This window comes from Paenibacillus sp. Y301, from assembly GCF_059445505.1.
In genome coordinates, this window is the sequence record NZ_JCAIUL010000005.1 from 69,530 (window position 1) to 95,890 (window position 26,361).

The 26,361-nt window shown below is 40.1% G+C and carries 24 protein-coding genes and 1 riboswitch; of the genes, 5 read left to right on the plus strand and 19 right to left on the minus strand.

The features are described from left to right. Nucleotides 1-20: 20 nt before the first annotated feature. Nucleotides 21-1,184: a Gfo/Idh/MocA family protein gene (locus AC1D69_RS10625; RefSeq protein WP_495456136.1), complete on the minus strand. Its 1,164-nt coding sequence runs from the start codon at nt 1,182-1,184 to the stop codon at nt 21-23. Nucleotides 1,185-1,186: 2 nt separating this feature from the next. Beyond that, complete coding sequence (locus AC1D69_RS10630) at nt 1,187-2,272, minus strand: LacI family DNA-binding transcriptional regulator (RefSeq protein ID WP_495456137.1); 1,086 nt, start codon at nt 2,270-2,272, stop codon at nt 1,187-1,189. Nucleotides 2,273-2,429: 157 nt separating this feature from the next. On the opposite strand from AC1D69_RS10630, the gene AC1D69_RS10635 reads away from it, so the two are divergent. Beyond that, on the plus strand, nt 2,430-2,606 hold the full coding sequence (locus tag AC1D69_RS10635; protein WP_495456138.1) for a hypothetical protein: 177 nt from the start codon (nt 2,430-2,432) through the stop codon (nt 2,604-2,606). 83 nt (nt 2,607-2,689) lie between these two features. Here AC1D69_RS10635 and AC1D69_RS10640 read toward each other — a convergent pair whose 3' ends face one another. Next, nucleotides 2,690-3,334 (minus strand): SGNH/GDSL hydrolase family protein, encoded by a 645-nt coding sequence (locus AC1D69_RS10640; protein ID WP_495456139.1) that lies wholly within the window; start codon nt 3,332-3,334, stop codon nt 2,690-2,692. A gap of 153 nt (nt 3,335-3,487) precedes the next feature. On the opposite strand from AC1D69_RS10640, the gene AC1D69_RS10645 reads away from it, so the two are divergent. Further along, nucleotides 3,488-4,390 (plus strand): ATP-dependent DNA ligase, encoded by a 903-nt coding sequence (locus AC1D69_RS10645; RefSeq protein WP_495456140.1) that lies wholly within the window; start codon nt 3,488-3,490, stop codon nt 4,388-4,390. Between the two features lie 70 nt (nt 4,391-4,460). Here the strand turns inward: AC1D69_RS10645 and AC1D69_RS10650 are convergent, their stop codons facing one another. The 8 genes from AC1D69_RS10650 to AC1D69_RS10685 all read right to left on the minus strand — a co-directional run bounded on the left by AC1D69_RS10650 (nt 4,461) and on the right by AC1D69_RS10685 (nt 14,365). Beyond that, entirely contained in the window at nt 4,461-5,255 is a 795-nt protein-coding gene (locus AC1D69_RS10650; RefSeq protein WP_495456141.1) for an ABC transporter ATP-binding protein, read from the minus strand. Beyond that, nucleotides 5,255-6,172, minus strand: coding sequence for an ABC transporter permease (locus tag AC1D69_RS10655; RefSeq protein ID WP_495456142.1), 918 nt, complete (start codon nt 6,170-6,172; stop codon nt 5,255-5,257). The genes AC1D69_RS10650 and AC1D69_RS10655 overlap by 1 nt, the downstream gene beginning before the upstream one ends. A 98-nt stretch (nt 6,173-6,270) precedes the next feature. Then, complete coding sequence (locus AC1D69_RS10660; protein WP_495456143.1) at nt 6,271-7,320, minus strand: ABC transporter substrate-binding protein; 1,050 nt, start codon at nt 7,318-7,320, stop codon at nt 6,271-6,273. A gap of 349 nt (nt 7,321-7,669) precedes the next feature. Then, nucleotides 7,670-8,512 carry a carbohydrate ABC transporter permease gene (locus AC1D69_RS10665; protein WP_495456144.1) on the minus strand — a complete coding sequence of 281 codons (843 nt, stop codon included), beginning with the start codon at nt 8,510-8,512 and terminating at the stop codon, nt 7,670-7,672. A 15-nt stretch (nt 8,513-8,527) separates the two neighbouring features. Beyond that, nucleotides 8,528-9,409 (minus strand): carbohydrate ABC transporter permease, encoded by an 882-nt coding sequence (locus tag AC1D69_RS10670; protein WP_495456145.1) that lies wholly within the window; start codon nt 9,407-9,409, stop codon nt 8,528-8,530. Nucleotides 9,410-9,515: 106 nt separating this feature from the next. Next, complete coding sequence (locus AC1D69_RS10675; protein ID WP_495456146.1) at nt 9,516-10,859, minus strand: ABC transporter substrate-binding protein; 1,344 nt, start codon at nt 10,857-10,859, stop codon at nt 9,516-9,518. A 109-nt stretch (nt 10,860-10,968) separates the two neighbouring features. Continuing rightward, entirely contained in the window at nt 10,969-12,558 is a 1,590-nt protein-coding gene (locus tag AC1D69_RS10680) for a response regulator (RefSeq protein WP_495456147.1), read from the minus strand. Beyond that, entirely contained in the window at nt 12,536-14,365 is a 1,830-nt protein-coding gene (locus tag AC1D69_RS10685) for a sensor histidine kinase (RefSeq protein ID WP_495456148.1), read from the minus strand. The genes AC1D69_RS10680 and AC1D69_RS10685 overlap by 23 nt, the downstream gene beginning before the upstream one ends. Before the next feature lie 318 nt (nt 14,366-14,683). Between AC1D69_RS10685 and AC1D69_RS10690 the strand changes: the two genes are divergently transcribed. Further along, complete coding sequence (locus tag AC1D69_RS10690; protein ID WP_495456149.1) at nt 14,684-15,010, plus strand: DUF3889 domain-containing protein; 327 nt, start codon at nt 14,684-14,686, stop codon at nt 15,008-15,010. A 343-nt stretch (nt 15,011-15,353) separates the two neighbouring features. Next, nucleotides 15,354-15,512: riboswitch (cyclic di-AMP (ydaO/yuaA leader) on the plus strand. A 443-nt stretch (nt 15,513-15,955) separates the two neighbouring features. On the opposite strand, the gene AC1D69_RS10695 is transcribed toward AC1D69_RS10690, so the two are convergent. Next, nucleotides 15,956-17,650 (minus strand): M3 family oligoendopeptidase, encoded by a 1,695-nt coding sequence (locus tag AC1D69_RS10695; RefSeq protein ID WP_495456150.1) that lies wholly within the window; start codon nt 17,648-17,650, stop codon nt 15,956-15,958. A 302-nt stretch (nt 17,651-17,952) separates the two neighbouring features. On the opposite strand from AC1D69_RS10695, the gene AC1D69_RS10700 reads away from it, so the two are divergent. Next, entirely contained in the window at nt 17,953-20,325 is a 2,373-nt protein-coding gene (locus tag AC1D69_RS10700; RefSeq protein ID WP_495456151.1) for a YcdB/YcdC domain-containing protein, read from the plus strand. 115 nt (nt 20,326-20,440) lie between these two features. Here AC1D69_RS10700 and AC1D69_RS10705 read toward each other — a convergent pair whose 3' ends face one another. From AC1D69_RS10705 to AC1D69_RS10715, 3 genes are all read right to left on the minus strand, one after another. Further along, on the minus strand, nt 20,441-20,782 hold the full coding sequence (locus AC1D69_RS10705) for a cupin domain-containing protein (RefSeq protein WP_495456152.1): 342 nt from the start codon (nt 20,780-20,782) through the stop codon (nt 20,441-20,443). Between the two features lie 256 nt (nt 20,783-21,038). Beyond that, entirely contained in the window at nt 21,039-21,668 is a 630-nt protein-coding gene (locus tag AC1D69_RS10710) for an NUDIX hydrolase (RefSeq protein ID WP_495456153.1), read from the minus strand. Nucleotides 21,669-21,965: 297 nt separating this feature from the next. Further along, nucleotides 21,966-22,346 (minus strand): DivIVA domain-containing protein, encoded by a 381-nt coding sequence (locus tag AC1D69_RS10715; protein ID WP_495456154.1) that lies wholly within the window; start codon nt 22,344-22,346, stop codon nt 21,966-21,968. Between the two features lie 139 nt (nt 22,347-22,485). On the opposite strand from AC1D69_RS10715, the gene AC1D69_RS10720 reads away from it, so the two are divergent. After that, nucleotides 22,486-22,710 carry a hypothetical protein gene (locus tag AC1D69_RS10720; RefSeq protein WP_495456155.1) on the plus strand — a complete coding sequence of 75 codons (225 nt, stop codon included), beginning with the start codon at nt 22,486-22,488 and terminating at the stop codon, nt 22,708-22,710. Between the two features lie 86 nt (nt 22,711-22,796). Here AC1D69_RS10720 and AC1D69_RS10725 read toward each other — a convergent pair whose 3' ends face one another. The 4 genes from AC1D69_RS10725 to AC1D69_RS10740 all read right to left on the minus strand — a co-directional run bounded on the left by AC1D69_RS10725 (nt 22,797) and on the right by AC1D69_RS10740 (nt 26,206). After that, nucleotides 22,797-23,798, minus strand: a complete 1,002-nt coding sequence (locus AC1D69_RS10725) for a Gfo/Idh/MocA family protein (RefSeq protein ID WP_495456156.1) — start codon at nt 23,796-23,798, stop codon at nt 22,797-22,799. A gap of 27 nt (nt 23,799-23,825) precedes the next feature. Then, nucleotides 23,826-24,185, minus strand: a complete 360-nt coding sequence (locus AC1D69_RS10730; RefSeq protein ID WP_495456157.1) for a replication termination protein — start codon at nt 24,183-24,185, stop codon at nt 23,826-23,828. 313 nt (nt 24,186-24,498) lie between these two features. Beyond that, nucleotides 24,499-25,662 carry an acyltransferase gene (locus AC1D69_RS10735; RefSeq protein WP_495456158.1) on the minus strand — a complete coding sequence of 388 codons (1,164 nt, stop codon included), beginning with the start codon at nt 25,660-25,662 and terminating at the stop codon, nt 24,499-24,501. Nucleotides 25,663-25,675: 13 nt separating this feature from the next. Continuing rightward, nucleotides 25,676-26,206: a GNAT family N-acetyltransferase gene (locus AC1D69_RS10740; RefSeq protein WP_495456159.1), complete on the minus strand. Its 531-nt coding sequence runs from the start codon at nt 26,204-26,206 to the stop codon at nt 25,676-25,678. Nucleotides 26,207-26,361: the final 155 nt, after the last annotated feature.

Sequence of the window (26,361 nt, forward strand, 5' to 3'; positions counted from 1 at the left end):
ACACTCCTCACCGGTTTAGTTTACATTTCTGAAATAGACACCCAGCGCCGCTCTTCTACTGAACGTTCAACTGCCTCTAGCACGGCCTGACATTTCACTCCGTCGTTAAAATTCGGGGAAGGTTGTCGTCCTTCATTGATGGCATTCATAAGTTCCAACATTTCATGTGTGAATGTATGTTCAAATCCGATGGTATGTCCTGTTGGCCACCAAGCTTCTGAATACGCATGGGCAGGATCTGTTGCGAGAACACGGCGGAAACCTTGTACATCTTCTTCATCATCCGTGAAATAGACTTCCAGTTCGTTCATACGTTCGAAATCGAATTTAATACTTCCTTTGCTCCCATTAATCTCGAAGGAATTCGTACTCCGATGCCCTGCAGCAAATCGAGTGGATTCAAATACTCCTATGGTACCGTTTACAAAACGACTCATGAATATCGTAGCGTCATCAACCGTGACCTGACCCTTGGGTCCATCACTACTTCCTTTTGCAGTTAATCCCGTCATTTCACTAGCGAGTGGGCGTTCACGAATGAAAGTCTCACTCATGCCCATAACTTCTTTCATATCCCCCACTAAATAATGAGCGAAGTCAATCAGATGCGCACCTAGATCACCGTGGGAACCTGAGCCTGCAATTTCTTTCTGAAGACGCCATACTAACGGAAATGTTGGATCTATAATCCAGTCCTGCAGAAACCAGGCTCGGAAATGATAAAGTTCACCTAATCGACCACTGTCAATTAACTTCTTAGCTAACTGAATTGCTGGAGTAAAACGATAATTAAAACCGATCATATGTTTAATGCCAGTCTCTTCAGCAACCGCTAACATTTCACGAGAATCTGCAAGCGTTAATGCTAGTGGTTTCTCACAAAAAATATGTTTACCCGCACGGGCTGCAGCCAAAGCAATTTCCTTATGTACATTACTTGGTGCATTAATATCAATCAGATCAATATCTTCGCGCTCAACCAACGTCCGCCAATCAGTCTCAACCTCGGACCAACCAAATTGCTTCGCTGCCTGTGTCACACCTTCTTCATCACGACCACAAATAACTGACATTTTGGGCTTGATCTTCGTATCAGGAAAAAACATTGGGAGTGCACGATAAGCATTACTATGAGCCTTACCCATAAATTTGTAACCTACCATACCAATACGGAGCTCTTTCATTCTTATTCCCCCTTTGAATATATTCGACGAGATGATGATTCCCTCACAATGAGTTCCGTCGGTAGTTGAATACGGAAATGTTCATGTAATTCTGCTGATGATTGTCGTAGAGGCTGTAGCAGTTTCTCTGCTGCAATTTTCCCCATTTGAAAAAAGGGTACGCTCACACTGCTCAACGATGGTGTAGTCATTTCAGCTGCATCCGAATCATCGTAGCCTATCATCCCTGGAAGTTCGTTCCACGGTATGCCTAGATCTCTTAAACCCTGTTGCATGCCAATAGCCATCCGATCGTTCGAGGCAAATATAGCATCAATTTCATTTAACCTAGCATGGACTGACGATGCGGCAGTATACCCACTTTTGCGACTAAAGTTACCTGTGAACAATATGGATTCATTAACCTCTATCCCATGGTCAAGCAGCGCCTTACGATAACCTGTGGAGCGATCACGACTATTGGAATATTCGGTTGGTCCATTGATAAAAGCGATTTTTCTATATCCTTGTTGAATGAGGTGAGTTACTGCTTCATAACTCCCCTTCTCATGGGTAGCATCCACTTCACTGAATTCTTCGCCATCCACATGTTGATTTATTAAGCAGAAAGGTCTACCTTCATCTTTTAAACGTTGCAAAGCTTCTAATTCTACCGAATCATCCGTTGCTCCTAAGACAATGAGAGCATCCACCTTATGTGTATGAAATAATTGTGTATAATTCATCACATCATCTAGTGGTCGAAACAAGAGCAACAGATCATACCCTAATTCGCGTGATTCACTCCCAATTCCACTTAGAATTTCAGAGAAGAAATAGGTCGAGAACAAATTAACCTTCGGTACATAAGGCAGGATAACACCTATATTCCCACTTTTACTTGTAGCAAAATTTCTAGCCAGTGCGCTTGGAATATAATTCAGTTGTTTAGCAGCATCCAATACTCTTTGCCTTGTCTCTTCTCTCATAGATCCTACGTTGTTTAGAACTCTGGATACTGTTGCTTCAGATACATTGGCAAGATCAGCCACTTCCTTGCGGGATGCGATAATAAGCCCTCCAATCACCATTAATGTACGCGCGTACATTTTCTCACGAGAGAATCCTCATGTCAATACTTTTGAATCAATTAATGCAATCCTTTTAAATCGCAACATATTAAATAATCATAGAAACCCAATCTTTCTTTTTGAATTCTCATATATTGTGATTGTAGTAGAAATAATATTTATTGGAGGAGATCCTATGAACCAGAAAGTAAAGCCTAAAGTTGATCGTACAATTAACTTAAGAAGAGGCGAAGATGTGCTTGTCCGTTGTCGCCGTCACCGCCGTGACGAAGAGAGAAGAAACACCCGCGTCATCAATTTGAGACCCGGCGAAGATGTACTTGTTCGTTGTCGTCGAAGAGATCATCGGTAGTCTCTAAATGTATTTTACAGAAAAAAGGTATGTTAGAGGTAGCATTCTCTGACACACCTTTTCTGCGATTTACGTAGACTTATTTACTTCTTATTCTTCACGGTGTCTAACCATTGTCTCGCAATAAGCTCGTGACCTGCAGGAGTTGGATGCACGCCATCCCATATCCAGTATGATTCATCTGCTTGGCTACATGCGTCATTGAAAGCCTCTTGTAGAGGTACATATATCGTTCCATAGGTTTCGGATATTCTTTTGGCCGCTTCTTGTCTCTTCGAGACTTCATCATACCACGACTTCCAATTCTCCTTGACATAACCTACCGGTAAAATAAACGGCTCGCAAACAACGATCTCAATATCACGTAACTCGGCTTTCGTTTCTTCAATTAGATTAGCATATACCTTCTCATACTTAGCTGCGGACACGCCACATGCTTGAGAGAATTCCATGCCCACATCATTTACACCAATAAGAATGCTTAACACATCTGGTTTCAGATTTAACGTATCCTCTTGCCAACGACCATACAGATCAACGATCCGATTCCCACTAATCCCTCGATTGAAGAAAGTGTACTGTTGCTCTGGTTGATCATACCCTACACGGCTTGCAATAAGATGTGCGTATCCATGACCCATGGCATGATTTAGATCTTCATCACGACCACGGTTCCCGTCGGTAATTGAATCCCCTTGAAATAGTATGATTGCATTTTTTTTGAACATATGAGGTCTCCTATTTAGGTGAATTATATTTTCATTAGAAATATATCATACAATTTCGCGCTAGACCATTCGTATAGCTACACTCACTTCCGTTAATAATTTACTATTGGATGATGACACAACATTAGGTATTAAAGTGAGGAGTTCAGACATATGAAACCTTTTACGCCCATGTCCCCTATTCTTCAATCCACACTTCCGGTTGGCGAGGAATGGATCTATCAACTGAAATGGGATGGTTATCGAGTTATCGCACATATTGAGAACGGAAAAGTAGACATTTACTCTAAACACATGTTATCCCTAAATATAGTTTTTCCGGAGTTAGTACAAGCTCTTTCAGCCATGGACGGAAAGTATGTTCTAGATGGAGAAGCGATATTATTAGATCCTACTACGGGTAAACCTAGTTTTCAGCATTTGCAAAAACGCGGTAGAATGCGTGACACCAAACATATTACCATAGCAGCCGAACGTGAGCCCGTCAGTTATATTGTGTTTGATCTTTTACAAGCTGGAGAACATGACCTCAGAAAACACCCATTTGATGAACGTGATCAACGCCTGAAAGAATTATCTAAAGGTTGGAAACACCCTCTCTACACTACAGATACTTTTAGGGATGGAGCGGTACTGTGGAATTGGGTAGTAGAACAACAATTAGAAGGCGTCGTTGCCAAAAAAGTGACTAGTCCTTACAGAGAAGGCAAACATCATCACGACTGGTTCAAGTGTAAGACGTCAATCCAGATGGATATAGAGATTGTTGGTATTTTAATGAAAGATGGTGCCTTGTCTAGCCTTGCTATGAGAAGAGATGGAGCGTATTTTGGTAGAATTTCCTCGGGTCTAAATCATTCATTAAAAGAACAAATAAGGAAGTTGCCCGCTACAGGTAAGCTACAATATTATTTTGACGTATTACCAGAAGGGTTACGGAAGTCGACTGTATTATGGTTAAACACCCCGCTTCGCGCACAGGTTACTGGCCTTGAGATCACATCCGCAGGGCAATTACGACATCCTAAGCTTATTTCGATCGAGGGACTTAAATGACTTTAACTAAAATTAAAAAGCTATAACCCCCACCCTTCGAGTGTGAGATTATAGCTTATGTCGCGATATCTTAACCTAATACAAGACGATCATCGGACAGTTTATGTCCACTTATTTGTTCGAATTCTCCAAGCAATCGCTCAACGGTTAAGTCTTTCTTGCGGTGTTCATTAATATCTAATATAATTCGACCACTGTCCATCATAATAAGACGATTTCCAAGACGTATGGCCTGTTCCATATTATGTGTGACCATTAACGTTGTTAGGTTCTTCTCACGTACAATTCGCTCCGTTAACTGAGTGATCAGTTCCGCACGAGCGGGATCTAGTGCTGCTGTATGTTCATCGAGCAACAAAATTTGTGGATTCGTGAATGTTGCCATGAGCAGACTCAACGCTTGACGTTCACCACCTGAGAGCATTCCTACTTTTGCATGGAGACGTTCTTCTAAGCCAATCCCAAGCAGTGACAGATGTTCACGGAACAAAGAGCGTTTGCTCCCCTTCACTCCTAATGATAATCCACGCTGTTTACCACGTGCATAAGCCATCGCGAGATTCTCCTCAATGGTCATATGTGGTGCGGTTCCTGCCATCGGATCTTGAAAGACTCTACCAATCCATCGACTCCGACGATATTCTGGCACATGGGTAATATCTTCATTTGCAATTCTCACTTGACCTGTATCGGGCTTCATGACGCCTGAAATAATATTCATTAAGGTCGATTTACCCGCTCCATTACTTCCAATGACTGTCACGAAGTCTCCTGGTTTCAAATGTAATTGTATATTAAAAAGAGCAATTTTCTCATCCGGTGTCGCTGGATTGAACAATTTAGCTACATGGTTTAGTTGAAGCATTATGCACCACCTCCAATCGTTTTGTCCGGTCTGCTATTCAATATTTGGGCTGATCGTCTTTTGGCCATTTTCTTCTGCTTCAATATACGTCGCGAAGACGGAAGTACGAGTGCGATAATAACGATAACCGCTGTAATGAGCTTCATATCAGAGGCATCTAACCACTCTACTCGAAGTGCCAGAGCAACCACAATACGATAGACAATTGAACCTAGAACGACAGAAATGGTATGGTGAATAACATTCTTTGCTCCAAACACAGCTTCACCAATAATAACGGAAGCCAATCCAATAACAATCATCCCTACCCCACCATTGATATCAGCGAAAGAAGATTGTTGAGCAATGAGCGCTCCTGAGAGTGCCACCAGTCCATTAGACAAACTGATCCCAACAATCTTGGTGAAATCTGTGTTCGAACCGAAGCTTCGAATCATCCGTTCATTATCTCCGGTTGCTCTTAAAGCTAATCCCAGATCCGAGTACAAGAACCGATTCAATAACATCAACACGATAATAACCACAATCGGTATCATGATAAGTGGTTTGGCTGAAGTAAACAGAGTCTCCATACCATATACAGAAATATTAGGCTTATTCATAATTCTCATATTAATAGAGTACAGTGCAATCATCATCAGAATTCCTGACATAAGTCCGTTGATTTTACCTTTCGTATGCAATAGTCCAGTACACATGCCAGCAAGTAGCCCACCTGCAAACCCCGATAGGCTAGCAAGAATAGGGGAATACCCATTGTTAATCATCACAGCAGCAATAGCAGCCCCTGTCGTAAAGCTTCCATCTACCGTTAAATCAGGAAAATCCAAAATCCGAAATGTCATGTAGACACCGAGTGCCATAAATGCATATAACAATCCGGATTCAACTGCACCCAACAATGAGTCCATCGACATTATGATTACCTCCTCTTAGACGTAAAGGGAGTGGACGATAATCATCGGCCACTCCAAATCATTCTTACACAAGCAAAGTCTTAACCTTTTTCACATACTTATTGGATAATATTGTTCTCTGCATCTTGTACTTTCGCCTTCATATCATCCGTCACTTCGATTCCTTGTTCCTTCGCTGCTTTTAAATTCAAGATAAGATCCAGTTTCTCTTGCATACCCACGGGCATATCTCCTGGATTCTTGCCATTCTTCAAAATTTCTACAGCCATCTGGCCAACTTGATAACCATGATCGAAATATTTAAACCCTACCGTAGCAAAGGCGCCCTTCTCAACGGTATCTCGGTCACTTGAGAAGAAAGGAATATCCTTCTCGTTCGCTACTTGAATGATTACATCTGCACCACTCACGACACTATTATCAAGCGTAATATAGAATGCATCCACTCGACCGATTAAGGATTCCGTTGCTTGTTTTACCTCAGATGTATTCGTAATCGCTGCTTTTACTAACTTAATGTCATGTTTCGCAAGAGCCTCTTCTGCCAATTTAGACATCATAACGGCATTGGGTTCACCTTCATTAATGACCAGTCCAACGCTTTTTATATCAGGGAAACTTTCAGCAACAAAGTCCATCAATTTCGTCGTTGCTTCAGGGTTAGTATCTGATCCTCCTGAAATTTTACCACCAGGTTTCTCTAGATTACTTACAATCTTTGCATCAAGCGGATCAGATACCGAGGCAAACAATATATTCTTATCCTTAACCTGCTGTACCACCGCTTGTGCTGATGGTGTAGCAATCGCTAGAACCAGATCGGCATCTTCTGAATTTATTTTCTGAGCAATCGTCATGTTATTCGTCTGATCGTTCTGTGCATTATTGTAGTCAACCTTTAGATTATCACCATCTGTTATTCCGGCATCCTTCAAGGCTTGCAAGAATCCTTCCCGTGTAGCATCCAATGAAGGGTGCTCTACAATTTGCGAAATAGCAATCTTATACGATTTCTTATCCGCACTATTATTACTTCCTGCATCCGTACCCGTCGTGCCATTGGTTTCTTTTGCCGAGTTATTACCACATGCCACCGCTGTCAACATGATGACAGACATCATAAGTGAAACCCACAGTTTCTTCTTCATCCCAAATCCCCCTTTTCATTTCAAAACAGCCTACAGTATTCGACTAAAACAGACATGCTTCACCGCTGTTATAATACAACGCGCTAAAGTTTCAGTGCAAAAAAAACGGCGTATTTATTATTTAATATAATATATCTCTCTAGTATATCCGTCAATTGATATATATCAAGCTACATGACTTCCTGTGCCTAGGCTTTCTCTACAAATTACTAGCATCTTATACCAAATGGAGTAGCATTAAGGATAAATCTGGATATAAGAAAAATAGACTTCCCACAAGTTAAATAGAACTCGTGAAAAGTCTCGTTTAATCAGCTTGAACTACGTTTGATTTGCTTCCTCTTTTGATCTATCCCTTAACCGCTGAACCAACAGTAAGCGCATTTTCCACTTGTTCACTGAATAGCATGTAGATCAGCACGGTAGGCAAGCTGGCAATCGTCATTGCTGCTCCCATAGCCCCCCAATTGGTCGTGAATTCTCCCTGGAAGAACAGTAAGCCCAATGGTAACGTCTTCAGGTTTTCATTAGAAATTAGAATAACAGCCATTGTAAACTCGTTCCATGAATTGAGAAAGATAAAGATGACCATGGTAGCGAGTGCCGGTTTGATTATAGGTAACATGATGCTGAAGAATGTGCGATAAATACTTGCTCCATCAATACAAGCTGACTCTTCCAATTCGATGGGTATACTACGAAAAAAACCATAAAAAACAATAGAACTAAAGGACAAGTTAAAAGCTATATAAGGAACAATGAGCGCGCCATACGTATTAGCAAGATGCAAATCCCGAACCATAATGGCTAGTGGAATCATTATAACCTGTATTGGTATGAACATGCCGATCATGATATAGGTATGTGCAATCCCGCACAACCGCCACTGCATTCGAGCCGCTGCAAAGGAGAACATCACAGACAAAATAATTGCTCCAGCGACCGTCACTGTTGCTACAATAACACTGTTCATGAAATAGACTGGAACATTATATTTGGACCAAGCATCCACATAATTTTCAAACCGCAGATGGGTGGGAAACCCAAATGGATTGGTTACAAAAATCTCATCATTATTCTTGAGAGAGTAAAAGATCATCCATAGCAATGGATAGACTGACAAAAGAGCATACAGCCACATAAAGCACGTAAGAAGCCATTTACCTTTTAACAGCTTTGTAAACCAGATCATAATTACACACTTCCTTTAGTAGGAGATTCGTTCCCTGGCAACCAGGCGGTTAATAATGAGTGTTGCAAGCAGACATTCGATGACCAACACTGCTGCTGCAGCGCTACCATAACCGAACTCTCCAACACGGAAGGCAGAGCGGTACATCAGGTAGGTAAGCGTGTAGGTAGAAGTTCCTGGTCCACCGCTGGTCATAATATACATATTTGCAAAAGCATTGAGGCCTCCCGTGACGGCAAAGATCAGACAGAACTTATACGTTTCCGACATCATTGGAATCATGACTTTTGTGATGGCCTGGAATTTGTTCGCACCATCAATTCGAGCGGCCTCCATGTATTGTTCCGGTACAGACCTGACCCCTGCAAGTAATAAGGCAAAATGGTAGCCCATGTATTGCCATGCATTGACGAAAGCAATCGCGATAATTGCTGACTTCCCGTTCGATAACCAGTCTTGCTGATAATCAAGTCCCAAGATACCAAATACCTTATTCAGCAAGCCGTATTCACTGTTGTAGATGGACAACCATAATTGACAGACTACCGTAATCGATAAAACAACCGGGATAAAATAACTAACCCTGAGAATTTTACGTCCTTTATACTTGCCATGCGCTACAGCAAACGCAAGAATTGATCCAATACAAATCTGAGTAATAGTAATGATGGCTGCAAAAATAAGTCCATTATAAACAGAGGTGTGAAATACACTATCCTCAAGCAGTTCCTTGTAGTTATCAAACCATATAAAGGTTCCCGCTGTAAGTCCATCCCACTGATACAAACTCCGAAAAAAGGTTTGCACAAGTGGATACATTACCATAATTGTATATACAATGAGAGCAGGTAGCGTAAATAATGTTATGGCTACCTTATTACCCAGGAATTTCTTCATGTCTTCACATCCCTTACGAGTCTCAATCCAATTCAAGAATTGACATATAATACAGATAGAACCCGCTCGATCATTACCTTGAGCGAGTTCTATTTCATATCACTGGCTACTTAGTCTGTGGAATTGCCTTACTTACATCTTTAATGAATTGCTCAACACTGTAGCCACCGGTCATCAAACTTTGCGTAGCATCTTCAATAGCGGCCTTGAATTTAGCATCGGACAAGCCCCAGTCGAATGCAGTGGTGCTTGTTATCTTAGCGACATCTTCAGTAAGCTGCGTCATCATTGGCGGATATTCCATAACAATAGCTTTATCAACCTTCGTTGCAACCATCGGTTGACCACGCTCAGTGTATTTGTACTCAGCATATTTCAGAGAGATGAACGCTGCTACTTTGGCTGCAAGTTCGGGATCTTTAGTATCCGGATTGACGGCGTAACCAGCAGGTCCTCCTCCTCCAATAAAGGCATATTTGTTTTGCTCATAGGATGCTGCATCGACACCAGGGAAGTACATCCATCCCACTTTATCACCAAGTTTTTCAGTTGAGGTAGCTATCTCCCACTGACCATTAAAGAACATTGCGGACTTCCCTTCATAGAACAATGAAGCTGCTTGATCATAATTTAGGTTGGTTGCACCTTTGGGTAGCAGACCCGCTTTGACTAGTTTGATTATTTCTTCCGCTGCTTGCTTGTATGCTGGGTCACTTGGACTTGCTTCACCGCTTTGTAGCTTCAGAATACCACCCGGGTCAACTCGTGTAGCGAACATATCGTAAAGGGCAACCGTTGGCCACTTCTCTTTAGCGAATAACGCCAGTGGTGTTATTCCTACTTTATTAAAGGTTTCAACTGCAGTCATGAGTTCATCATAGGTGGTAGGAAGTGCTACATTATTTTTCTCGAATAGCTCTTTATTATAGTATAGAAGCATAAATTCATTGCCTGCATATGGAAAGGCGTACACATGTCCGTCATCGGTAATCAACGTATTCATAGTGCTCTCGAACATTTTGTCTTTAAAATCGTACAGATCAGTGTAATCGTCAAGCATCAATATGTTTCCAGATTTCTTAAAGGTATTAATAATATTCATATTCGCTTGATAAATATCTGGAAGATTTCCGGTTGCTGCATACGTTTTGATCTTCTGTCCATCATCTTGAGCCTGAACTTCTAACTCCAATTCAACATTCGGCATTTCTTTCTTTAATTCTGCAACAGCGTAATCATAAGGAAGTTTTGTGTCATCGTCAGAATATTGGGCATAAATACGAAGTTTGACAGCCTCTAGCGGTGCAGTCGTCGCCTCTTCTGTAGCCTTTGCTTCTTCCTTGGCAACTGGTGTTGTCTTAGCTGGTTCATTTGCTGCACTACCTGCTGAACCGCAAGCGCTTACAAATATTAGGCTTAGACTTACCAACCCCATTGCGAGTTTCTTCATTTTATTACCCCTTTCAAATATGACTTACTACCTTAAGTATAGAGATTGTCACTATTCATGATAATGAAAAAACTGCTTACTTTTGGTACTATCTGCGCAGAAATATCCACTAACTTCGCGTTTTTCCATACTCACTCGGTGAATATCCATAGAATTTCTTAAAGCTCTTGCTAAAATAGCCAGCATCACTATACCCAACCATCTCTGCGATGTTAGACAGGCGTGTTCCACCTTGCCCTAGGATTTCCTTCGCTTTCTTCATCCGATACTGTGTAACGTAGTCGCTTACCGTCATTCCATATTCTTTCTTGAACACTGCACGAAGATAACTTGCATTAATAAATACGTGCTTTGCTACATGCTCCAGCTGGAGCTCATGATCGGTATAGCATTGCTCAATATATGACTTGGCGGACTGAGAAATTTTTGAGGATCTTGTATTCTTATACTTACTCGTATATTGGATGACCACGTCAAATAATTGCTTGATCCACTCAAATGTCATATCAGCCGATTCAAACTTATGAATTTCACTATATGGAAAGAAATTTTCTCCAAAGCAGTCCTCAATGGGATGTCCTAGCTCTGTAATATAAGACAGATTCACTGCAATAAGACCCATACAAATCACATACACATAATCAATTGATAGTCGTCTTGCACGAATAGATTCAAATACACCATCCAATATTTGCTGAACTCGTTCGGCATTTCTCATACGCAGCTCCATGAGTAACTCTTCATTTACCTCATTAGGATAGAATGCTTGCTTCCCAATCTCTGTCAAGGAGGATCCATATGCTATGACCCGGTCATGACCGAGTACAAACTTGTTTTGGAGCGCCTCAAGTGCTTCTTTATAGGAACTGGAGATGCCTTTAAATCCCTCTTTACTACGGCCAACGCCAACTGTAATTGTGAAATTTAAGTACTTTTTAATTAATGTACCTAGCTTCTTGTATCCTTCCAAAGGAGGTGTGATATTTGTAAGATTATTCGTATGCTCGACCAAACATACAATTCGCCCCTCAGGTCCGTTGAAGATATCATGATTCCAACTCTCTTCAAGGGCCTCATTCAAGATATTCGTAACGGCGTATTTCATCAGAAGACGTTCACTTACTTTCTCCCACTTACGATCCATATGATCAATCTCGATACAGGCGACAATAAAACACGGGTTCTGAACGTGAATATTGAAATGGGCAAGGCGTTTCATGACATCATCATCCGTAAGATTATATTCCTTACTAATCAGTTGATTGAGGAGACTTTCCTTCATCATCTGGTTATTCTCCTTAAGTGTAAGATTCTCAACTTGTGTTTTCTGATGCACCCTCTGTAACTTCAAGAGAGTCAACAATAACTCATCCTTTGAAAATGGCTTTAAAATGTAGTCTTCTACACCAAGTCTGACGGCTCTTCTTGCATAGTCAAATTCATTATGACCTGTAATAAGTACTATGCTTATCCCAGGATACTGCTCTTTCAGCTTCTCAGTTAACTCCAATCCATCCATGAAGGGCATCGTTATATCAACAAGCGCAATGTCCACAGGGTGCTTACTGCAGAGTTCCAGTGCCTCAAGTCCATTCCTTGCCTCTACATTAATCTCGAAACCAAGAGTCTCCCAGTCTAACACCCCACGCAAATACTCACGGAAGATAGCCTCATCATCAACAACCATTATTTTTTGCATATACGATTTCTCCTAACTGAATCTGGTAAGGAATCTCAATTGTGATCTCTGTGCCGTTCCCCAATATGCTTGTGATATGCAACCCATACTCTTCTCCAAAATATAGCCTGATTCGTTCATGCACACTACTGAGCCCATAGCCAATCGGTTTCTCTTGATCCTTCATTGCAGTTATCAGAGAATACAATCGTTCTTCAGGTATTCCTACTCCATCGTCCTTCACCTTCAGAATGACCTTGTCAGCCTCTTTCCATCCGGTAATCTCCAACTCACCAAAAGACCCTTTCGTCTTAAGTCCGTGATAAATCGCATTTTCCACAAGTGGTTGAATCGCAAGTTTAGGAATGATGCAGGATAGAATCTCAGGCTGGATGTCGATCTTGAAATTAAACACATCAGAATAGCGAATCCGTTGAATAGCTAAATAATCTTGCACGCTATTGAGCTCTTCCTGGAGAGTAATCTGATCCCTTCCATTGCTTAGAGCAACTCTGTAGAAGTCAGCAAGCGCCTTCGTCGTTCGCTGCACATCACGCACCCTCCCCATCTCTGACAGCGTATAGATAACATCAAGTGTGTTGTACAGAAAATGCGGCTTCATCTGTGCCTGAATGAGGGCAAGTTCATACTCTCTTTTTTTTCTTTGCTCAACACTAATATTCATGAGTAACTCCTTAACCCTATTCATCATCATATTGAATCCTGAGGCTAGTATCCCGATTTCGTCTCTTGAGTTAATTTGAAGGTGTTGATCCAGATTCCCTTCATTAACATGCTTCATGTGCCGTGAGAGACTGATGATCGGGCTGGCGATCCATTTGGATAGCAATCCTGCTCCAAGAATAGCAAACAACAAACAAATGAAACCAATGAGAATGATTAAGCGGGTAATCTTTCCCGTATCTTCGGTTAATCTATCGTAAGGCACCAAGGAGATCAGCTTCCAATCTAGTTTTCTAATATCGGTGCTTACCAGCAGCATTCTTCCTTCAGGCGATCGCTGAATGACATTGGGCTGTTGAGGTCCCAACACCCAATCTCTTAATGATCCTTCTTGCAACGGAAGAAGCACCTTGTCCACTTCCAAAGCCGAGACCACAAAACCTGCCGAGTCGGATATAATAAACGATCCCGCTTGAATAGAACCTATATTTCGATAGATATCTGACAAGGTACTTTCTCGGACATTCAGGATTAGATAGCCTAGCTGCTCACCTGTATTTATGTTTACGATGCGTTTACCCAGTGTGAGAACCGGCTCTTCCGGGCTTGTAACCAAGTAATTTCGTCGTTCCATAGGGAACCAAATATTAGAACCATTCGAATTCTCCAATCTATGTATCATCTCATTATCCCGTAGCATCTCCGCATTTCTCTCCATCGCAAGTGAAGAACCATAGACCTGATTATTCTTATTGATAAAAGCCACCGACTCCACGTCTGGGAAAACGAGTAGAGCATAGCTTAGCTGGTTCGTAATTTGCGTGTAAAGTTGTAAATCGGATACTTGATCAACTCTATCAACTCGCTCCTCGACGATGACCTTATTTAGGTTCAACGTCAACATATTCGCAGCGCTCTCCGTGTTCGTCAGCATGCCATTGACGAGCGTAATAATCAATGTGGATTTGTCTGAGATGCTTTCCTCTGTCTTCTTGACGATAGCTTCTGTATAGACGTGATACGAAACAAAACCTAAAATAAATAAAGGTACAATAATTAGGGGCATATAGATAAACATAATCTTTTTGCGAATCAATTGATTGCTAAGCCACTTTGAAGGATGTAATCGCTTTAGTAATTGCAAATAGAAACCTCCTCTATCAAAATAAAAAGCACATTTCCACACTTATAATACATATAACAGGTACTTATCTCGACATATTTTTTTTACAAAACATGGGTCATAAGTATCCTATCTAGAAACATGTGCTTAGTAAATGGTCATCCGTTTTTTCAGTGAATCCGATACTTCTTCTATTGAATACAGGGGCTCCTAGATTATTCACAGCTCAGTTGATATATGAGAGACTACTCCTCTTAAGCGACTTCCATTGTATGAATAGAATGAGTGCCATTTTCAAATATTATATCTGATTCTAAAACGTTGAAGGAGGCGCAGACTATGACCATCACTCAAAAATTTGCCTATTTATTGGTAATCACGATGACAGCATCGATCATCTTATTCAACTCAGATATTATTCAAGCGGAACCTTCATATGCCAAGTGGGGCAGCATTGCAGTGAAAGAGACGAGTAAGAAATACAATGCTTCGGTTAAGGATTACCTCCATATAGGCAGCAAGAAGATCTCTGACGATACAACGGAAGAAATCTTCAAATTGATTCTCAATAAAAATAATAAGACAATTGGAGTCTTAGTAACGATTAGATTTAATCCTGATACGAATGAATTACGCACCATACGTTATCAAGAAACGAATCCTTAACCCCCCCTTTCATGATCAAAAAAGTGAGAAGTGACATCATACACTCGATGAAAACTTCTGTAAATAGTGATCACCATCTAAATAAGGGACGATTGGTTGTATTGGTCAATCTAATCGTCTCTTCTCTTTCATTTTCTATTCTCCCCACTCTATTTCTCCATTTCTCTTCCAAAATGCAAGAACAGTAGATTTACAAGGAATTCGTATAGAGAATCAATGACAGCCCCCACTGAAATCGCTTCCAAGTACATTTCAAGCTAGATCGTTGCATTTAAAGTCTGTTTTTTGGATTTTACTTTCTTTCTTGCTCAGCGTATATTCATCTCAACTACTATATACACGATCCAATCGAACGCTTAATTCCCTTCAAGGGGAACGGGGGACCCAACCGAAACTATCATCATGGTTTCACGGGGTGAATCCTAGTGCTTAATCACTAGGTAGGGCACTCTCAAGCCCGAATCCGACAGCTAACTCCCCGTAAGCGTAATTGAGAGAGAACCACCCTCATGTGCCTCCACAGTTCGTTTTATTAACTGTGCGTAAAGCCCGAGAGTAGAGATTCTCCACTTCGGGCTCTTTGTGTTGTCTGTAAATCTCATATAATAGGAGAATGATGTATGCTGAAATTAACTGACCCTTTATCTGAATCAAGTGAAGTTTCCAAATTTAAAATTGGTCATTCAGAGGTCTATCCATTGAGGACGCCTTTGTCTTCATTCAAAGCAATAAAGAAACCTGGGGATCCTATAGACAGATGATAGCAGAATCTGCACTACTTGACCTATCTGCAAACTTACAGAACCCCTCGAATAACCTAACGATAGAACGTTCATTTCTTTTCAATCGTTCACAAGCCTATTTTCCCTTCTAACACAATAATAAACCCACATATGCAGCTTCCATATGTGGGTTCCCCATAATATACAATTCTCTTAATTCAGATTATAACTTGTTATCTTCCACGCCATCTAACCAGCTCTCAATATCACCAATAACCGATGCCACACAGCCATCATCGAATGGAGAAATAAGATCTGCTACCTTAACAAGGCCTAAGAAGGATTGACTTCCTCCCTGTTGACACAGTTTCAAATAATCAGCCCAAGCTGACTTTGAATCCTGATGCATCTTCTTCCAGAATTGGAATGCACAGATTTGTGCCAAGGTATAATCGATATAATAAAATGGTGTTTGAAAAATATGAGATTGCTTCTGCCAGAAAGCGCCACTTTCCAAATAATGATTTCCATCATAATTACGATGTGGTAAATACTTTTTCTCAATGTCGCGCCAAGCAGTCTTACGTTCCGTTGGAGTTGCCTCTGGATGGTCGTATACGAAATGTTGGAATTCATCAACGGCTACACCGTAAGGAATAAACAACAATGATTCAGCTAAATGGTTGAAACGGTATTTATTTGCATCTTCCTTGAAGAATAGATCCATCCATGGCCACGTAAAGAATTCCATACTCATCGAGTGAATCTCGCACGCTTCGTTTGTAGGCCAGTTATACTCTGGAATGCTATAATGTCGGCTCTCATATACTTGGAATGCATGCCCTGCTTCATGCGTAAGGACGTCAATATCCCCTGACGTTCCATTGAAATTGGAGAAAATGAACGGAGATCCAAATTCGCTTAAGTATGTGCAATAACCCCCACCTTGTTTCCCTTTCTTGCTGACAAGATCCATGAGTCCATTATCAACCATATACGTAAAGAATTCGTTCACTTCAGGTGATAATTCACGATACATCTTCACGCCATTCTCAATGATCCAATCCGGATCTCCTTTGGGTATCGCATTCCCTGTCTTGAAACTAAATCCTTCATCATAATAAGCCAGTTGATCCACCTCGATACGACGAGTCTGACGTGCTCTTAGCTTTGTTGCAGCTGGAACAATGTATTCCTCCACTTGATTCCTGAAATTCGCGACCATTTCCGCATTGTAATCAGTACGGTTCATTCGGGCATAACCCAACTCCGTGTAATTGGCGAACCCAAGTTTTGTTGCGATTTTCGTGCGCACTTTGACTAATTCATCATAAATACGATCGAACTGCTCTTCATTCTCGGCCATGAACGTATATCTCGCTTCAGCAGCAGCACGTCTCATCTGACGATCCGTTGATTGTTCAAACGGTTGCAACTGTGGTAACGTTCGTTCTTCCCCTTCAAAAGGGATTTTTGCTGAAGCAATAAGTTGTGAATATTCTGTCGTTAACTTATTCTCCAATTGAAGATCTTCAATGATTTCTGGTTTGAATGTCTTTAATGAGAGTTCTGCCAACTGAAACAGTTGTCCTCCCCATTTGTTCTCTAGTTCACTTCTGAACTTCGAATTGACTAGTGCACGATAGTAATCAGTCACATATTCCTGAAAAACAGGCCCAAATTCATCGTAGAAATCCTGCTCCGCCTTGTAAAATTCATCATTGGTGTCCACAGAATGTCTAATGGACGCCAATGTTCCTTGCGTCTCAACCCCACTACGAAGTTTGTTAATGGCACTCATCACTTGATCTTGTTGTTCAAAACTGTCGGCACTAATAAATTCACTTATTAAGGCCTTGAACTGCTGTTCGATGACCTGCGTTTCAGGTCGTTCATAATGATATTCATTAAATTTCATATGTATCTGCCATCCTTTCTTATACGAACTTCATTTCTATTATAATAAATTATCGCGGCAAAATGTCATAAAAAATGGTTTAAATTTAACTTTCTTATTATTTTACAGGTTATCACCACAAATATATCATCTAGAATTCTATTTAACTAAAGAAGAAAAGATTCAGTGGTTCATATTAATATTTCACATCATGTATAATTTCGTAATCTCATAGTATATTTAAAAGTGGATTATGGTTGGTATTATTAACCAATTTAAACTATAATTATTTGGAAGATTTAACTATGAAAGGATGATATCTCTTGTTGAAAAGAAAAACTCATTCATTAAAGTATCCAATGGTTAAAGTAGTACTTGTAAGCGCCGTGACCTGTTCGCTTCTTCTGCCTCAAAGCCTAGTGTTTGCAGCTGAGGGTAGTTCATCTACAACCGTATCGCTTTCTTCTGATCAGATAAAATTAGCCATCGCTGCTGGAGAAGTTACAGCGCCTGGCTCTGTCACACCAGATCCCACAAAGGCTAAATTCTCGAAGGAAGATGCTGTTAAAAAGATCAAGTTGCTATTTCCCATCCTTAAGGATACTACAACATCCTCGATCACATTAGGGAATAACCACAGCTTCCCCCTCCCTGAGAACCAGATGGTCTGGGATATTCAATGGAACTACCAGGATGGGAATTCTATTCACGGTTTTAGTACTTCTGTAGATGCGATGACAGGGGACTTAATCAATGTATACATCTCCTTACCGAACAACAATGAGAATATTGCCTATTATCCTCCTAAACTATCTAAAGAAGAAGCATTAATAGAAGCTAAGGCTTTTATTGCAAAGGCTGCTACATCCATATCACTATCAGACCTTCATTTAGAGGATTATAACTCAAGTTTCCAAAGTAGTGCTCTCTTTGGTCCTCTGCAATATTCATTTTATTTCACAACTTTGAAGAATGGTATTCCCACTCAAGCTGAAAGTATTAGTGTAGTTATTGATGCTAATGGAAATATCGTGCAGTTCTCAAAGCCCTCCGACAACTTAACGTATCCGACCTCAACAGCTAAAATAACTCAAATTGAAGCGGATAAACAGTTCAACGATGACTTAGATGTTAGCCTGTTCTATATTCCAATTCAAATGAATGGACGGACTACGGATTGGATTCTAGGCTACCGTCCCGTCGATTATTCAACCTATGCTATCGATGCTATTACGGGTAAGAGAATATCCCATGAAGGTACCTACATCTCTCCCACACCTATCACATATTCAGATATCCCTCAAACCAAAGATCGTTTTAAACCACGCAACATGAAAGATCAACTAACTGCTGAAGAAGCCACCAAGCTAGTACTGGCAGTAGCCATACTTCCTGCGGACCATGTAGTACAGAATTCATATTTTCATCCCAGTTATTCGAATTCTGAACAACAGTTATGGACCTTAAATTGGGGATCTAATAATTCAAATAATGGTTTCTTTGCACATACTTATGCTGACATTAATGCAGACACTGGCGAAATAACACAATTTCAAAATAACACCTTTGAATCCAGCAGTTCGAATAAAGATGTAACGCCTCCTCCCGGATTGACAAAATTGACGAAAGAATCAGCCAAACAGAAGGCTATTAACCTCGTCAACAAATTGTACCCTAATGCCAGTACTGAATTGAAGTTAATCAATCATGAAGATGCTTGGAGCATCAATGGTAACCAATATCGATATGAATTCCAACGTTTTTACAAAGGAACACCCGTCAGTGAAAACTTAACCATTACTTTCGATAACTATGGTAGACTTCAATCCTATAATACGAACCGTTCAACAGGATTAGAGAAATTAAAAGAAACTCCCGCCATCACAGTCACGAAGACAGAAGCGATAGAAGCCTATCGCAAACAATATTCAAACATGAAATTGCAATATTCAACCTATGGAGGACCCTATTATAGCTCCAGTGCAGATTCCAAAAGAGAGATACGACTGGTGTATACACCAACACCGAGCGATATTTCTACATCTTCTCAAGTCTTAGATGCAGTCACTCGCAAATGGGTTACCCCATATGAAGTTTTAGGACAACGGGTATCCTCAATTGTCCCAACGGATATTAAAGGACACTCAGCCGAAAAGGCACTTACTACGCTTGTTGAGTATGGCATTATTTCGCCAAATTCAGAGGGTAAGTTATCCCCCGATCAAGTGATCGCCGAAGGTGAATGGCTTACTATGCTGGTTAAGTCCATAACCCCTTATTACCAGAGCTATTATAGTGGAGTGGAACAAAAAGTCGTTGCAGGCATTGAACCAGACAATTCCTTTTATAATGTAGTAAACTATGCCGTGGATAGTAAGTGGATCGAGAAGAATACAACTTTCCAACCTGCTAAAGAATTGACTCGGGAACAATTAGCTGTCATGTTATCTTCTATTGTGAACTATAGTAAGTTGGCAACTTATCTAGGTGAAGATACTTCTATCAACCAACTTAGTGATGCTGCAGCGATCACTAATAAAGGGGTTGTTGCACTTGTCCTCCATCTTGGTCTAATGGAAAGTGAGAATGGTGCATTTCATCCACAACAAAAAGTGACCAAAGCTCAAGCTGCAACTACCCTGATGAAACTCGTAGAAATTCAAGGCAAAACGGATTCAACTATTGGTCAGCGCTAACATCTTATAGCACACCATTGAACCCGGTTAAAGGATCATCATACAATAATAAAGAGGAAAGAGTCATAGAGGCTCTTTCCTCTTTATTATGATAATCGATCACAATGAATTATGATTATACATTCTGTGCATAGTCTTCATTGGGAATTTTACTAAGAACAACATAGAGACTAGTCGGAGTACTTCCTGTATTTTTGAATGAGAAATGCTCGTCTCCTTCACAAGAAATAACATCATCCTTTATTAAGAAGGATTCTTCGCCATTTACCGTTACCGTTCCAGTTCCTTCAAGCACTAGAATAAATACGGCTGTTCCTGGATGTTGGTGTGTAGGTAATTCTTGTCCCGGCATGAAATTTAGTACAAAAACAACGCTCTCTCCACTCTTAAACAGAATGCGTTTGGTGAATTTATCTTGATTATATTCTTTTGCGAGTTGCAATTCTTTCTTTTCCATAGTTGAACTCTCCATTTCGTAATAAGGACTTTTACTTCTCTTGTTCAGATCGTATGATCTAGGACTTACCCTTATATTAATGAAGATGGGGAGTTGGGTTTGTGTTTCAAATCACAATAAATGATAATAATTCTCAATCGATACGATGCACAAAAATATGTGCCCTCTGTTACTCCGTTACTGGCTTTCACAACTTACTTCATCTATATTGAAATCCGTTTATATTCATTTGGGGTAACATCATTAATAAACCTACTCATAAGCTCTGAATTTCACTTATAATCAAGTCATAATAAGCTTTCGGATGTGGAACGAAATCGCTTATGGTGACAGCCTTTTTCTCTTCGTACCGTTCTCCCGTACTCTTATTCAGTGAGATCCCTTCTGCTAATACTGAATCTATCTCTCCTTGAATAAGCTGTTGGAAATGATGGATCGGAATGAAGTAGAGACCCGAAACCTCACTTGTCTGAAATTCATATTCAGATACATCCCTAGAACATTCATAGGTATACACATGACAAAATTCACGATCAATCAGAGTCTCTGTTATCGTATTATCCTCAATAAAGATGCCACATGAACGTAAATCAGGATATAAGACGTCAAGTCCAAGTTCTTCTTTCAGCTCTCTTAATCCATCCACAGCACTCTCCCCAGTTAACAAATGACCGGCACAAGAAATATCAAGTAGATTAGGATAGGTATCTTTCTCAGCATCACGTAATTGAAACAATAGGCTTGGACCATGTCCTCTAATATCTCTATACACCCAACAATGGAATGTTTGATGCCATAAACCTTGAAGATGTGCCTCCTGCCGACTCGCAGTTCCTATCCTTTCCATCCTATCATTGAAAATATCGAAAGTTTCATATAAAGACATAAGCTTCTCCTTATTTATGCGAATTCCAATCACGGACTAGAGTCTAGATATAGCCCGATTCATCCCATCATAGCAGAATAGGATCAAACATCCATACTTTAAAATACATATAGCTAAAAAGCCCTTCTCTCACAAGGTTATAACGAAGCCCTTTTGATGATAGTGGACCATTGGAACGCTGGCTGCGTTCCCGAGTTACCGAGTTACATTAACGGGAAATCTTCCTGTTAAAGCAAATAACTATATTTACCTATTTAAACCCAACTGGCTTCTTAAACTAATAAAAAGACATCCAGTTTAATCAATAAAGAAATCCTGTTCAGGTCGGATCTTGAGTTTTAATTGCTTAATATTATGTTCCAAATTTATTATTACGTCATCTAATTGCTTAGGATCTATAGTGTGTGTCATAACAGGCTCTGGTTTGATTCCGGCTTTTAACTCACGCATCACGATTTGCTGTTCCTGCCATTTATCCATTAAGTCAGCAATCGTAGCATAGAATCGTTCATAATCTTTAATCACTTCGTCTAGAAAGGAGTCCACTTCATCAGGATCATACCCTCTAAGTTTATTACTGAACACTTTTTCATGTATTGAAAGAGCATCCAAATGAATTCCTAATTGACTAAAAAGTTTCTTTTGTTTGTCTAGTCTGCGTTGCATATGCTCATCCAATGAGAATACCCCCTATGATTATACTATCTAAGTTGTGTTTGAATGTGTAATTATAATGGCACCTTTTAAATTATATATCATTTTCACGTTCAAGTAGAAACTGTCCTTTCTTTTTGGAAGAACATCATTACCATATACCATGTACTGTGTCGAGCACACTCCTAGACAAAACAACTCCGAGGATCGTCCAATCGAAGAAGAAGTAATAACCCCTCCTCCATCCGGTGCAGGAGAGAAACGCCAGCATAATAAAGGTAAATTCGATGACGCTGATGTTTGGGAACATGTTGAAGAGTATGGAACTTCTAATTCACCCGCTATGGCATCTAAAGGAGATGTGAAGGATTATCAAGAAGGAATGTAACTTATGAATGCAACTTATGAAAACCCCGTATTCCAGAAACAATCTGGAATCGGGGCTTTATATATTTTACAACTTGTTCAGTTAAATTACAATTTCACTCTTAGTGAGGTTCTTGCTGAATGTAAGCAGGCATCAATCACTTTCATATTGTTCACTGCATCAGCTGGAGAATAAGGTAGAGGAATGTCATCAAGGACAGCATCTGCAAATGCATCAGCCTCTAAGGTAAATGAATTCATTACCCCACCTCTCTCTTCCCGAGTTCCTTCACTTGTATGTACTAGAATCTGAGGAGGTTCATTCGTTCTCTCCCAACCAAAAGCATTAGGAAGTTCAATGCTACCTTCGGTACCCAAGACTTCATAATAGCAACGCGAGAACGCCCATAATCCACAATCAAAAGTCAAAGCGATAGAACCCGGGAATTCCAACATTCCACTTGCCATCATATCGACATCATCGTGTTCTGGTGAGAAGAAGGCATGTACAGTTGCAGCTGTAGGTTCTTGCCCTAAGATCATGCGTGCCATCGAAATGGGGTAACATCCCACATCATAAATGGAACCTCCGCCCATGGACTTCTTGTATCGAACATTCTGAAGATCATCTGAATGATTACAAGTAAAGTTAGCATGTAGCGCTCTAATCTCCCCAATTTCGCCACTTGCAATAATCTCTTTGACTCTTGCATGTTTGGGATGATATCGATACATGAACGCTTCAGCGAAGATCACTCCTTCACGTTGACATACATCCACCATTTCAGCAGCTTCATGCGCGTTTAAGGCCACTGGCTTCTCACATAATATGTGTTTTCCGGCTTTGGCTGCAGCGATCGTCCATTCTTTATGTAAATGATTAGGCAAGGGAATATAGACCGCATCAACATCCTCATCGGCTAGTAACTCTTCATAGGTTCCATAAGAACGTTGAATATTAAATTCTACAGCGACGTCAGCTGCTTTATCCGCATCTCTGCTAGCAATAGCGATGATCTCTCCACGTTCAGATTGATGAATGCCAGGCATAACAGCAGATCGTGCAATACTAGATGTGCTTAGAATGCCCCAACGAAGTTTTCTGTTCATGTTGATCTCACCCTCCCCTACAACACATTAATAGTTATCGTTTGCTGCTTTATTTAGTATCCCAAGGCAACGATCCAGATCCATCTTGACCTGTTTCTTATACAACTCTGCTTTCTCTGCACCATCGTCAGTAAAGTGATACAATACAATCTCTTGAAAATCAACCCGTGGGTCATTTCCCTTCAACTGCTTCGTTCGGTATAATACCCCTTCTTGTACTAATTCATGGAGCGCACGGTAAATTTCACTTTGTGGTGGAGAATAACCATAGTTACTAAACTCTTTTCGCATTTCCTCTAGCATTTGGTAACCATATACTCGTTTCTGTTCAACCATCGTGATCAGGTATACTTTGATAAATGCTCGCTGGGCAATCATGAATGCCATGGATAAGTTCCCCTTTCTTATTTCCTTCATTAACCAATACAATCTCATTATAAACAACTATTTTCCAAATTGCACAATATGATTTATTCATGGATTATCCAATTGAACATGCATTCCAATGAGTATAACAACGTTGATGTTGAGAGAATAGAAATAGCAACTAGGAACACTTTTCCATTTTATTATTATGAATTATTCATATGTTGTGTTATTCACCTAATTAGTTACACAAAAGGACCGATTCAAATCTCCATCTAACGGAAATTGGGAATCAGTCTCTTTATATGTTTTATATGATTTTGCTTTACTTTATTTATTTCAATGAGGTCTGTACCTTCTTTTTGTTTCTAAGAGGCACTCCTCCTACCCATTTGCCAAAAGGAACCCTTGATACCAACAACATCACAAGATAAGAGAACAATACACAAATGACATAAGACATGAATGTTCTAACAATAACTGGCCAGTGAGCAAATAACGCAGCATCGAATCGATAACTTACTCTTAACATGAGCGCATGGGCTAAGTAAGCTCCGTAGGAATATTTTCCTATGGACAGTAGCAATTGATTACTTCGTATTCCGCCACGCTCATTCATCTTCATCGCCAAGTGATAGAATACACAAATGGAACTCACTAAAAAGATGACGATTAGAGGTCTTAATAAATTCACGGCGTTAAAGGTAATCGCAAGTCCATTCGCTGTTTGGAAGCTCTCTACGACGATATATGTATAGTACCCGAAAAAGAGGATAAAGCAGCTTACATAGAGCTTTTTCCCTTTACGAATCCATTCTCTCCATAGATCTGGGCGAAGTCCAGCGCAAGCGCCTAGAACGAAATAAAAGAAGAAAAACAAGAAATTACGATCCACATATTTTGTAAACATAGCTGTAATCACAGGGATCTGAAAGTTAGCCATGAGATCACCCATTGTAAAAATATTATCCGTAAGCCATATAAATACCAGCCCTAAACAAAGAAGGATGCCTACATATGCCCTCGGTCGAATCATAGTTCTCACTTTTAAAATCAAATAACGAAATACTGGAAATAACAAATAGAATTGAAAGATCATAACGACGTACCACAGATGATAACTTGTCTTCCCCGTAAACAACATCAGTATCCATTTCCAACCTTGCTGAATGAATCCTTCTGTCCAACCGTAGTTGAGTGAAAAATAGATCAAAGACCAGAAGATGTATGGAACGATAATATCACTCAGTCTTTTTTTCAAGAATGTCAAATAGTTAAAATGACCTTCGTAGTTGTAGAACAATACCATCCCAGTAATAAAAATAAATACGGGTACCGCAAACTTAGCCATCATGATCCATAATGTCATAAGAACACCATCTTGAAGCCCAATTCCTTGGACAACCGAATAATGGGCAACACTATGCTGTAATGCCACAGCTAGAAAGGCCATTCCACGCAACAGTTCTATTTCAGTAATTCTTTCTTTATGTGCCATTAAACTCTCCTATTTATAACGATTTAACACTACTCATATCTTTATGTAAGACATATCTTTCATTCTCCACATCACCTTGATCCAGAATCTCTACGAGATGGAATCCACATTTATTGATGTAATAGTTATGATTTCTCTTAGAGAAACCTGGAGTTTCTGCCATCCACTTCTTAGTATGAGGATACCTTCTTTCAATGGCTCCCCAGATTAGTCCTCCTACCCCCATATTCTGAACAGATGAATCGATAAATATATTATCTAGGTAATTATCCCCATTATCATTAAGACATATGATATATGCCCCAATAAGTTCTCCGTGTAATCGAATTTTAAACGCTTCACTCGATGAGTTAAGGGCCAATTTTCTTAGAAGTTCACCATTATTATATCCTTTTGGACCATCCGTCCGACCTTCTCCGAGATGAATCCGAGCATCCTCATCAAATGCCCTAGTCATAATTACGGTTAACGCTTCAATGTCTTCCTCTTCTATGATACTGAATGTTAGATCGTTCATATCACTTTTACTCATATCAATCGACATTTCAATAACTCCTTCAGCTTTCGAGATAAATTAGATGCTCTAATATACTTTTAATAAGTATATATTTTTATCTTACTCACTGATGTTAAAAATAAATAGCTCTAGCCCACAGTTGATTCTTGAGAATGAGATACCGCCATCATTCTACCTTTAAG

Bases quoted from the DNA above. Each gene is read 5' to 3' on its own strand.
- AC1D69_RS10730 (WP_495456157.1), bottom strand. From the start codon at position 24,185: ATGGCATTCATGATTGCCCAGCGAGCATTTATCAAAGTATACCTGATC.
- AC1D69_RS10655 (WP_495456142.1), bottom strand. From the start codon at position 6,172: ATGTCGATGGACTCATTGTTGGGTGCAGTTGAATCCGGATTGTTATAT.
- AC1D69_RS10705 (WP_495456152.1), bottom strand. From the start codon at position 20,782: ATGGAAAAGAAAGAATTGCAACTCGCAAAAGAATATAATCAAGATAAA.
- AC1D69_RS10665 (WP_495456144.1), bottom strand. From the start codon at position 8,512: ATGATCTGGTTTACAAAGCTGTTAAAAGGTAAATGGCTTCTTACGTGC.
- AC1D69_RS10710 (WP_495456153.1), bottom strand. From the start codon at position 21,668: ATGTCTTTATATGAAACTTTCGATATTTTCAATGATAGGATGGAAAGG.
- AC1D69_RS10690 (WP_495456149.1), top strand. From the start codon at position 14,684: ATGACCATCACTCAAAAATTTGCCTATTTATTGGTAATCACGATGACA.
- AC1D69_RS10735 (WP_495456158.1), bottom strand. From the start codon at position 25,662: ATGGCACATAAAGAAAGAATTACTGAAATAGAACTGTTGCGTGGAATG.
- AC1D69_RS10625 (WP_495456136.1), bottom strand. From the start codon at position 1,184: ATGAAAGAGCTCCGTATTGGTATGGTAGGTTACAAATTTATGGGTAAG.
- AC1D69_RS10695 (WP_495456150.1), bottom strand. From the start codon at position 17,650: ATGAAATTTAATGAATATCATTATGAACGACCTGAAACGCAGGTCATC.
- AC1D69_RS10680 (WP_495456147.1), bottom strand. From the start codon at position 12,558: ATGCAAAAAATAATGGTTGTTGATGATGAGGCTATCTTCCGTGAGTAT.
- AC1D69_RS10635 (WP_495456138.1), top strand. From the start codon at position 2,430: ATGAACCAGAAAGTAAAGCCTAAAGTTGATCGTACAATTAACTTAAGA.
- AC1D69_RS10675 (WP_495456146.1), bottom strand. From the start codon at position 10,859: ATGAAGAAACTCGCAATGGGGTTGGTAAGTCTAAGCCTAATATTTGTA.
- AC1D69_RS10670 (WP_495456145.1), bottom strand. From the start codon at position 9,409: ATGAAGAAATTCCTGGGTAATAAGGTAGCCATAACATTATTTACGCTA.
- AC1D69_RS10660 (WP_495456143.1), bottom strand. From the start codon at position 7,320: ATGAAGAAGAAACTGTGGGTTTCACTTATGATGTCTGTCATCATGTTG.
- AC1D69_RS10720 (WP_495456155.1), top strand. From the start codon at position 22,486: ATGTACTGTGTCGAGCACACTCCTAGACAAAACAACTCCGAGGATCGT.
- AC1D69_RS10645 (WP_495456140.1), top strand. From the start codon at position 3,488: ATGAAACCTTTTACGCCCATGTCCCCTATTCTTCAATCCACACTTCCG.
- AC1D69_RS10725 (WP_495456156.1), bottom strand. From the start codon at position 23,798: ATGAACAGAAAACTTCGTTGGGGCATTCTAAGCACATCTAGTATTGCA.
- AC1D69_RS10630 (WP_495456137.1), bottom strand. From the start codon at position 2,272: ATGTACGCGCGTACATTAATGGTGATTGGAGGGCTTATTATCGCATCC.
- AC1D69_RS10650 (WP_495456141.1), bottom strand. From the start codon at position 5,255: ATGCTTCAACTAAACCATGTAGCTAAATTGTTCAATCCAGCGACACCG.
- AC1D69_RS10640 (WP_495456139.1), bottom strand. From the start codon at position 3,334: ATGTTCAAAAAAAATGCAATCATACTATTTCAAGGGGATTCAATTACC.
- AC1D69_RS10740 (WP_495456159.1), bottom strand. From the start codon at position 26,206: ATGTCGATTGATATGAGTAAAAGTGATATGAACGATCTAACATTCAGT.